Origin of the sequence: Ancylobacter amanitiformis, assembly GCF_030814815.1 — a bacterium.
GTDB classification, from domain to species: domain Bacteria; phylum Pseudomonadota; class Alphaproteobacteria; order Rhizobiales; family Xanthobacteraceae; genus Ancylobacter; species Ancylobacter amanitiformis.
Genome location: NZ_JAUSVR010000007.1, coordinates 227,316 through 237,279, shown reverse-complemented (window position 1 = coordinate 237,279; position 9,964 = coordinate 227,316). Strand labels below are relative to the sequence as shown.

At 66.8% G+C, this 9,964-nt stretch carries 7 protein-coding genes; 2 read left to right on the top strand and 5 right to left on the bottom strand.

From position 1 onward, the window contains the following. Both QOZ99_RS12980 and QOZ99_RS12975 read right to left on the bottom strand, forming a co-directional pair. Positions 1 to 415, bottom strand: a 415-nt coding sequence (locus QOZ99_RS12980) for a type IIL restriction-modification enzyme MmeI (RefSeq protein WP_306890398.1), incomplete at its 3' end; no start/stop codon positions are given. A 47-nt stretch (positions 416 to 462) separates the two neighbouring features. Beyond that, positions 463 to 1,224: a recombinase family protein gene (locus QOZ99_RS12975; protein ID WP_306890397.1), complete on the bottom strand. Its 762-nt coding sequence runs from the start codon at positions 1,222 to 1,224 to the stop codon at positions 463 to 465. Positions 1,225 to 1,509: 285 nt separating this feature from the next. Here QOZ99_RS12975 and QOZ99_RS12970 point away from each other — a divergent pair, with 285 nt between their 5' ends. Continuing rightward, positions 1,510 to 2,619 carry an FRG domain-containing protein gene (locus QOZ99_RS12970; RefSeq protein WP_306890396.1) on the top strand — a complete coding sequence of 370 codons (1,110 nt, stop codon included), beginning with the start codon at positions 1,510 to 1,512 and terminating at the stop codon, positions 2,617 to 2,619. Between the two features lie 179 nt (positions 2,620 to 2,798). Here QOZ99_RS12970 and QOZ99_RS12965 read toward each other — a convergent pair whose 3' ends face one another. Continuing rightward, a complete protein-coding gene (locus QOZ99_RS12965) occupies positions 2,799 to 4,610 on the bottom strand; it encodes an AsmA family protein (protein WP_306890413.1) in 1,812 nt (603 codons plus the stop codon). A 273-nt stretch (positions 4,611 to 4,883) separates the two neighbouring features. Here QOZ99_RS12965 and QOZ99_RS12960 point away from each other — a divergent pair, with 273 nt between their 5' ends. After that, positions 4,884 to 6,845, top strand: coding sequence for an acetoacetate--CoA ligase (locus QOZ99_RS12960; protein ID WP_370876851.1), 1,962 nt, complete (start codon positions 4,884 to 4,886; stop codon positions 6,843 to 6,845). Positions 6,846 to 6,905: 60 nt separating this feature from the next. Here QOZ99_RS12960 and QOZ99_RS12955 read toward each other — a convergent pair whose 3' ends face one another. Continuing rightward, positions 6,906 to 8,576: an ABC transporter permease gene (locus tag QOZ99_RS12955; protein WP_306890394.1), complete on the bottom strand. Its 1,671-nt coding sequence runs from the start codon at positions 8,574 to 8,576 to the stop codon at positions 6,906 to 6,908. Between the two features lie 219 nt (positions 8,577 to 8,795). Then, a complete protein-coding gene (locus QOZ99_RS12950; protein WP_306890412.1) occupies positions 8,796 to 9,821 on the bottom strand; it encodes a Fe(3+) ABC transporter substrate-binding protein in 1,026 nt (341 codons plus the stop codon). Positions 9,822 to 9,964: the final 143 nt, after the last annotated feature.

Genomic DNA, 9,964 nt, shown 5'->3' with positions numbered 1-9,964 from the left:
CCCCCCCCCCCCCCCCCCCCCCCCCCCCCCCCCCCCCCCCCCCCCCCCCCCCCCCCCCCCCCCCCCCCCCCCCCCCCCCCCCCCCCCCCCCCCCCAACATATTGATATCAAATAGATATTTATTACTTTCGTTCGCTTTCGGCCCCTCGCCCTGCCGGCTCTGCTTGGCCTCCAGCACGAAGCAGCCGCGCTTGTAGAGGTCAATGCGCCCCTTCGCGGTGGACCCGTCCGGCTCACGGAAGGTAACCGCGCGCTCGAAGACATAGGCGTTCAGCTCGCTCGCGTGCCCGGCCGGCTCGGGCGGCGGAACGCCGATGACCGCGCACAGCTCCGCAAGGAACAGCGCATAATTCGCCCGCTCCTGTCCGCCCTCGCGCGCCGTCCAGCGGGTTATGAAGTGCTCGAAATCAACCATGAACGCCCGGCAGTGGCACGAGGAAGGATTGCAAGGCTAGCGTTCGGTCAACCTGCGGGCAATGCGGTATCGGGGGCCTTGGCGGGGTTCATCCCCAACGCGCGATAGACACTCGCCCGGCCGATGGCGAGCGTCTTGGCGATTTCGGTCACGGTGCGGCCCTCGGCATGAAGACGCCGGGCATCATCCGCCTTGAGCCGGGCCGAGGGCTTGCGCCCGGTATAGCGGCCTTCCGCCTTGGCCTTGGCGATGCCCTCCTTCTGGCGCTCCAGCATCATCTCGCGCTCGAACTGTGCAAAGCCCGCGAAGATGTTGAGGATGAGCCGCCCGGTGGCGCTCTTGGTGTCCACCGTCTCGCCTCCGAGGTTCAGAACCCGCAGGTTCACGCCCTTGGCATCGAGGTCGCGCACGATGTCCCAGAGGTGCGTGGTCGAGCGCGCCAGCCGGTCAATCTTCGTCACCACCAGCGTGTCGCCCTCGCGCACATAGTCCAGCGCCCGCTCCAGCTGCGGCCGGGTGCCGACCGACGACGCCTGTTCGGTGAACACGCGCCCGCAGCCCGCCGTTTCGAGGTCCCGCCGCTGCGCTTCCAGCCCGGCCTCCTGCTCCGCCGTGGAGGTGCGCCCATAGCCGATCAGGATGGGCGCAGGCCCCGGCATGGGCGTGCCACGCGGCCCCGGCTCGAACACGCCTCCTGCCTCGTGCTTCGCAGCGGCCGCAGCCGCCTCGCGCTCCAGCCGCGCGCGCTGGCGCTCCAGCTTCTCCTGCTGCTTCAGCAGCCGCTCCAGCGGATCGGCGACGCGTGCCATGCCCTGCCCTCGTGTCCAAAAGGTCCAGACATGAGAGTCGTGAGCGTCCGAAATGTCAATACCCATCCTATTGGACGCGCAACACGCGAACGCGGACGCGTCCATATGGGCAGGGGCTATTGGGCGGGAGCTCTAGCCGGGCAACGTACCGGTAGCGTGCTGCCACACCCTCGGATACGGTTGCGCTGGCGAAACGTGGGCGGGAGGGGGGAACTGAGAGTAGCCTCCTACTCAACAGCTCCCACGAATTTTTGGGCAAAATTGCCCGGGAAGCGGACAAGTAGCATGAACGGACAGTGGCTGGGCGCCTACGGGGGAACCAATACGGGCACTGCAATACTTGAGCTTGACGACATGGGCGACCGATACGTCGGCGCGCTATATGCCTATGACGCACGGCATGACCTTCCCAATGTGGTGATCTGGATTGAAGCCCCGAGTAAGGCCCAGCAGTTCGAACTTGATGCAAAAATTGAGGCGCTTCATCCAGCTACCGGCGACCCAGTGTCATGGGCGGCCATCAAAGACAGTTATCCCAACGTCACGATACCGGCGCTTGTCAATCTCAATTGTTCAGTCATCGGGGATGTGCTTAAGGTCACATGGAATACACCATCGGGTACCGAAGGCATAGCACTATTAAGAAAGCCTGACGCTTCCAGCCCTTCCGACTACGAACCAATTGATGTAAATGACTGGAATTCCTTTAAGGATTTCGCTACCTCTCAAGAACCATACAGGTACATTTTTCGCGGACAAGAAAGCAATAAGTGGCGCCTGAGGACACACTTCCATAGAACAGGACGCGCTTACATACTACGATTCATGAATGAGGACATACCAGCCCTCCATAAAAATGTAAGCAGCCTGACGAGGCATTTTTTCCGAATTGACAACAATATAGAAAATGCGGCCTTCCATTCTCTAGTACAACACCACGGCTATCCGACCCCTTTACTGGATTGGACACACTCGCCGTTCGTGGCGGCCTACTTCGCTTATAAGGGAATCCGAAAGGGAAATATCAGACCAGACAAGAAGGTACGCATTTTTGTGTTCGACAGTAAATCTTGGCGCTCTGATTGGCGACAATTCCCGAAGATCAGCCCCGCGCCGGAACACTTCTCTCTGCTGGACCCCATTGCTCTGAATAACCCGCGAATGGTTCCACAGCAGGCCCTATCGAGTATCACAAACTTGGACGATGTTGAGAGCTACATCAGGAAGAAGGAGCGCGAGAAGGACACGACTTATCTTCGCGTTATCGACCTTCCCTCAACTGAACGCAAGGAAGCCATGCAGCAGTTGAGCATCATGGGCATCACGGCCGGCTCGCTCTTTCCAGGAATAGACGGAGCTTGCGAGCAACTGCGTGAACGGTTCTTTGACCTGTGACAGAAGACACGCCGCATGAGCTTTAACGTACGGGGCCCTTGACCGTACCCCAGCCATCTGGTCCAGTGCGCCCATCAGTCGGCCGGAAAAACCTCTTTATTCTCAACAGCCTAGCACACCCCTCCCCGATCACCTTCCCCTCGACCTGGGTGCTCGCGGAGTAGCGGCGGGGCGGCGGGTCAGGGGGCTTGATTGCTGACGCCGAGGGCGGCGGGCTGGGGGAAGAGCGGGCGGGCGGCGCCGGAGCGGCGGATCAGCGCCTGCGGATCGGGCAGTAGCAGCGGCTGCTCCCAGTTTCCCCGCACCAGGAATGGCAATTCGAACGTGGCGACCGGATCCGTGCCGGTTTTGGCCGAGGCCATGAGCTGGGCGAGGCCGGTGAAGTCCAGTTCGCGGTCGGCAATGGCGCTCTGGCCGCTGAGCGCGATGCGCAGGCGCGTGCTGGTCACGTCAAGCTTGCCCAGCTGGGCGATGCCGTCGCGGATGGCGGCGTCGATGAGGATGCGGTCGAACGCGGTGCGCCCGCCGCGCATGTCGTTCGCCCCCGATAGCGGGCGCTGCTCCAGCCGGGCGAGCACACGGCCGACATCGATGCCGACCAGCGCCCCGCTCCTGCCATCCAGCGTGAAGGTGCCGTTGAGCCGCGAGACGATGGCCGCGATGCTGACGCCGGTGCCGCCGGCGGCCAGGCGGAACGAGCCCGTGCCCTCGAGCCGCTGGGTGCGGAACAGGTCGCCCAGCGCCGGCCCCAGCTGCACATTCTCCGCGCCGAGTTCGACACGGATCTCGGCCTGCGAGGCCGAGGCCGGAGAGACGTGCACGGCCGCGCGGAAAATGCCGCCCCACGCTTCCGCCTCGCCAACCGCGAACATCAGCTTGCCGGATTTGAGCACCGAACTCGCCGCCACGTTCTCAAGCCGCGCGCCACCCGCCCTCACCTCGGCGGCGGACAGGCGCAGGTCGACATCGAGGCTCGCCAGCCGGCGCAGATCGATCGCCTCGCGGCTCCAGGTGTCGCTATCGGGCTCGGAGACCGACAATTCGCCATAAGGCGAGAGATCCAGATGATCGCTGGCGAGCGATCCCTGCAGCACCGGGCGCGCGCCGTCGAAGCGCAGGTTGAAGCCGCCTTCGCTCACATTGCCGTCCAGCTCAAGCTGCGCATCGGTGAGCGACGCGCCCTGGCCCGACATCATCGCCTGAGCCCGCAGCGCGAACGGGCCGAAGCCCTGCTCGGTCGGCGCATCCAGATCAAGCCAGGCCAAGGTATCGCGCAGGCGGCGGCTCGACACCGAGAGGGTGCCCACCGCCACGGCGCCACCCGCCAGCTTGGCCGCGCCTTCAAAGGAGAACTCCCCGGGCGGGCCGGATACGCCCAGGCGGACGCGGCCGGCGCCGCCCGTGGGCAGCGCGCCGAGCCCCGTGGCGCTGATGTCGAGCGCGAGCGGCTCGCTGCGCCAGGTCACCTCGCCGCGGATCGAGGCCTCGCTGCCGCCGCGCACCGCGATGCGCAGGTCCGCATCCGGCAGCACCATTTCGCGGACATCGTCGCGGGCAATGAACAGCCGGCCGTCGATCACGCGGATATCGGCCGCGAACGTGCCCGACGCCAGGCGCAGCAGCATCGCGCCGAGCGGGTCATCGTCCAGCTGCCGGCTCGCCACAGTGAGTTCGGGCCGGTCCAGGTCCAGCCGGCCGGCCCGGGCCTGCCCGGTGAGCAGCGGCAGGAGATCGAGCACGATCCGCACGCGGGGCACCGCGAGGCGCATATCGCCCTTGCCGATCGTGGCGCGGTCCAGTTCGATCGCCGGCCAGGGCAGCACCGAGAAGCGGGCCGCGCCGTCGATCTCAACATCAAGGCCGCTGGCCTGCCGCAGCAGCGCGGACGCCTCGGCGCGCAGGCGCTCCTCGGAGGCAAGCTTTGGCGCCACGGCCGCGCCGACGAGCGCGACGAGCACGGGCAGCAGCAGGATGGGAATCAGTTTTCTCATCACGCGTCGCAGATCCCCCTGATCCCGCCTACAGCACGGCAGCGCCGCTGTGCAAGCGCGAGAGCGAGGGCTGGGGAGAATGACTTCAGTTGCCCGCAACATCTTGCGCTTCTGTGTCTGTTTGATGGCCTGACAGCGGGCGAGGCGGGCGCTATGAATTGCCCATCGACGACGTGGATCGACGATGTGGATCGACAACGTGGGCCGATGACGTGGATTGCGGGGTCCGCCACAAAGAGCGGATCCGCCTGGGAGAGGAAACGAGGGATGGTTGTGGCGAAGGAAGAGGCGCTCTGGACGCCGAGCGCGGAGCGGGTCGCGGCGAGCGCGGTCAGCGCCTTTATTGCCGAGACCAATGCCCGCCACGGCACGGACCTGCACAATTTCCGCGACCTGCACGCGTGGTCGATCCTGCGGCCGGATGCCTTCTGGGAACAGGTGTGGGACCTTGGCGAGGTGATCGGCGAGCGCGGCGAGCGCGCCCTCGCCGACGGCGACCGGATGCCCGGCGCCCGCTTCTTTCCAGAGGCGCGGCTGAATTATGCCGAGAACCTCCTGCGCCCGCGCCCGCGCGAAGCCGTCGCGCTCATTTTCCGCGGCGAGGACAAGGTTCGGCGCCAGGTGAGCCATGGCGAACTGTGCGACCTTGTCTCGCGCCTGCAGCAGGCGCTGCGCGCCGCGGGCGTCGGCGTTGGCGACCGGGTGGCCGCCACCCTGCCGAACCTGCCGGAAACCATCGCCGTGATGCTGGCGACCGCTTCGCTGGGGGCGATCTTCTCCTCCTGCTCGCCCGATTTCGGCGATCGCGGCATTCTCGACCGCTTCGGCCAGATCGAGCCGAAGGTCTATGTCGCCTGCGACGGCTATTGGTATGCCGGCAAGCGGGTGTCCATCGCCGAGAAGCTGAAGAGCGTGGTGCCTCATCTCGCCAGCGCGGCGGCGACCGTCATCGTGCCCTATCTCGGCGAGGCCGAGGAGGTCGCGGGCGCCCTGCCGAACGGCGTCTCGCTCGAGGCCTTCATCGCCCCGTTCGCGGCGGCGGCGCCCAGCTTCGAGCAACTGCCGTTCAACCACCCGCTGTTCATCCTGTTCTCCTCCGGCACGACGGGCGTGCCCAAATGCATCGTGCACGGGGCCGGCAACACGCTGCTCCAGCACATCAAGGAGCACCGGCTGCACTGCGATCTCCATCCCGGCGACCGGCTGTTCTACTTCACCACCTGCGGCTGGATGATGTGGAACTGGCTTGTCACCGGCCTCGCCAGCGGGCTTACCCTGTGCCTGTTCGACGGCTCGCCCTTCGCGCCCTCCCCTTCCGTGCTGTTCGACTATGCGGCGGAGGAACGCTTCGCGCTGTTCGGCACCTCGGCCAAGTATATCGACGCGCTGCGCAAGGAAGGGTTGAAGCCGGGCGAGACGCACGATCTCTCCGCGCTCAAGGCGATCACCTCCACCGGCTCGCCGCTGGCGCCGGCGGACTTCGCCTATGTCTATGAGGCGATCAAGGCCGACGTCCACCTCGCCTCCATCTCGGGCGGCACCGATATCGTCTCCTGCTTCGTGCTCGGCGATCCGACCGCCCCGGTCTACAAGGGCGAAATCCAGGCGCCCGGCCTCGGCATGGCGGTGGAGGTGTGGTCGGACGAGGGACAGCGCGTGTTTGGCGAGCGCGGCGAACTCGTGTGCACCCGGCCCTTCCCCTCCATGCCTGTCATGTTCTGGAACGACCCGGAGGGCGCGAAATATCACGCCGCCTATTTCGACCGCTTCCCCAATATATGGTGCCACGGCGACTTCGCGGAATGGACGGTGCATGGCGGCATCATCATTCACGGGCGCTCCGACGCGACGCTGAACCCGCAGGGCGTGCGCATCGGCACCGCCGAGATCTACGCCCAGGCCGAGCAGGTGCCGGAAATCATCGAGGCCATCGCCATCGGCCAGGAATGGGACAATGACGTGCGCGTCGTGCTGTTCGTCCGGCTCAAGGCGGGAGCCCGGCTCGACGAGACGCTGGAGAAGCGCATCAGGACGCAGATCCGCACCGGCGCCAGCCCGCGCCACGTGCCGGCCAAGATCATCGCCGTGAACGACATTCCGCGCACCCGCTCGGGCAAGATCACCGAACTCGCCGTGCGCGAGGTCGTCCACGGCCGGCCGGTGAAGAACACCGAGGCGCTGGCCAACCCGGAAGCGCTGGAACTCTATCGCGACCTGCCGCAGCTGGCGACGTGAGCGGGCGGGGCCGGCCGGGACGGCGCCCCTTCCCGGCCGGCCCCTTTCGCTCCCCGCCCTTCAATCCCTGTGCGGCCGCGACAGCCGGGCCAGCAGGATGACGGGCACCAGCCCCACCAGCACGATGAGCAGGGCGGCCAGCGCGCCGTCCTCATAGGTGCCGCGCGCGGCCTCGCCATAGACATGGCTCGCCAGCGTCTCGAAATTGAGCGGGCGCAGCATCAGCGTCGCCGGCAGTTCCTTCATGCAGTCCACGAAGACGAGGAGCGCGGCGGTGCCCAGCGCCGGCCGCAGCAGCGGCAGGTGGATGCGCCGCACCACCCCGCCCGGGCGCTCGCCGAGGCTGCGCGCGGCCATGTCTATGGTGGTGCCGATCTTGCCGTAGCCCGCTTCCAGCCCGCCGACGGGAATGGCGAGGAAGCGGATGACATAGGCGATGATCAGCGCCGCCCCGGAACCCGACAGAAGCAGCCCGGTGGCGTGGCCGAAGACCTGCGCGCTGAAGGCCGAGACGATATTGTCGAACCCGGCCAGCGGCACCAGCAGGCCGACCGCCAGCACCGTGCCGGGCACGGCATAGCCGAGGCTCGCGAGGCGCGGCGCGAGGCCGGTGGCGAGCGCTCCGGTGCGGCCGGCCACCGCCACCATCAGCCCCAACGCCAGAGCGAGGCCGGTGCCGATGGCGGCGAACAGCGCGGTATTGGCCGCCTCGTACAGGATCGTCGCCGGCAGCCCGTGGAACAGCAGCCGCCGCCAGGCCATGTGCAGGAGGTGGCCGGCCGGCATCAGGAAGCCGAGCGCGACGGGAAGCAGGCAAGCGAGGAAAGCGAGGCTCGCCGCGCCGGGCGCGAGGATGCGCCGCACCGGCGGGCGGACGCGGGCGCCGTTGACGACGTTGAGATGGCGCCGGCCCCAACGCTCCAGCAGCACCAGCGCGAACATCACGACGAGCATGAACAGGGCGATCTGCGCCGCGCCGGGCAGGCTGGAACGGTTCAGCCAGGTCGAGTAGATCGACAGGGTCAGCGTCTGCACGCCGAGAAATTCGGAGGCGCCGACATCGTTCACCGTCTCCATCAGCACCAGCGTCACGCCGACCGCGATGGCCGGACGCGCGAGCGGCAGGGCGATGCGCAGGAAGGTCTCGGTGGCGCCGGCGCCGAGCATGCGCGCGGCCTCCAGCACCGAGGAGCCCTGCACGAGGAAGGCCGCGCGCGCGGTGAGATAGACGTAAGGGTAGAGAACAAGGCCGAGCAGCACGATGCAGCCGGGCAGCGAGCGCACCTCGGGCAGCCACAGGTCGCGCGGCCGGGCGATGCCGAACAGGGCGCGCAGCGCGGTCGGGATCGGCCCGAGCGGGTGCACCGCGTCGACATAGACGAAGGCCTGGATATAGGTGGGAATGGCGAGGGGCAGCAGCAGCGCCCATTCGAACAGGCCCCGACCCGGAAAGCGGCAGGTCGCCACCAGCCAGGCCGTGCCGGTGCCGATGGTGCCGGCCAGCACGCCCACGCCCAGCGCCAGCGCGATGGTCTCGAACAGCGCGTGTGGCAGGACGTTGCGGATGAGATGGGGCCAGAGATCGCCCGAGCCCTGCGCCGCCGACCATAGCAGCGCCGCGACCGGCAGCAGCACGAGAAGCGCGGTGGCGCCCGCACCCCAGCGCAGCAGGCGCAGGCGGCTGCCCTCGCCGCCCGGTGTCGCGGTGGCCGTGGTTGTGGCCGTGCTCATGGTCGTGAAGCGCTCCGTTCGGCGCGAGGCCCGGCCTTCAACGCAAAACTCCCCCGAACGGCGGAAAGCCGCGCGGAGGAGCGCCCTGGAGCGTTTTTCGCGAGAGGTGATCGACGTTCGCGATGAGAAACGCTCCGGCTTGTTGAAACGAGAGCCCTTTCTGGTCGATCCGGTGAGTTCACCTGTTCGGAAAGGGCTTTCGCCGGGCAGGCGGGTGCATCAATCGTCGAAACCGACCTTGTCGACAAGGTTCGTCGCCGCCTTGCGGGCCTTGGCGATCGCCAGCAGGTCGATATTGTCGACCTTGAGCGGGCCGAAGGCGGCGATGATCGGGTCGGCCGGCACGCCGGGAACCACGGGATACTCGAAATTCGCCTTGGCGTAGAGTTCCTGCGCGTCATGCGAGACGAGGAATTCCAGCAGCTTCACGGCGTTGCCCTTGTTCGGCGAGGACTTCGCCACCGCAGCGCCGGAGATGTTCACACTGGTGCCGCCATTCTGGAAGGTCGGCAGGATGACGTTGATCGCCGCGCCCCACTTCTCCTGATCGGGGCCACCCTTGCCGGAGCGCATCAGGCCCACATAATAGGAGTTGGCGAGGCCGATATCGCAAAGCTCGCCGAGGATGTCGCGCGCCACTTCGCGGTCGCCGCCGGTGGCCTTGCGGGCGAGGTTGGCCTTCACGCCCTCAAGCCACTTCTGCGTGGCCTCTTCGCCGTGATGGACGATATAGGCGGCGATCAGCGCCGTATTGTAGGGGTGCTTGCCGGAGCGGATGCAGACTTCGCCCTTCCACTTGGGATCGGCAAAGTTCTCATAGGTGATGGCGTCGAGCTTGACGCGGTCCTTCGCGACATAGGCGACGCGCGCGCGCATCGAGAGCGAGAACCAGTTGCCGTCCGCGCCGCGCAGATTGGCGGGAATGGCCTTCTCCAGCACCTCGGACTTGACCGGCTGGGTCACGCCCTGGTCGACCAGATCGATGAGGTTGCCGATGTCGACGGTCATCAGCACGTCGGCGGGCGAGGCCGCGCCTTCCGCCTTCACGCGCTCGGCGAGGCCGTCCTTGACGAAGACGCTGTTGACCTTGATGCCGGTCTTCTCGGCGAAGGCGTCGAAGAGCGGCTTGGCGAGGGCAATCTCGCGCGTCGTGTAGACATTCACGACCTCTTCCGCCCGGGCCGCCAGCGGAGCGGCGACAACACTCGCCGCCAGAAGGCCGCCCAGAGCGGCGCGGCGCGACATCGAAACCCAGTGAACCACCGTCATGTCTTTTCCTCCCGTCAGGGAAGAAACGGTAGGCCCGCGCTTCCCATGCGATATCTGCGTGCCATCGCGGGTAACGTAGGGTCAGCCGGGGGTCAATGAAAAGAACTGTTATCTCAATA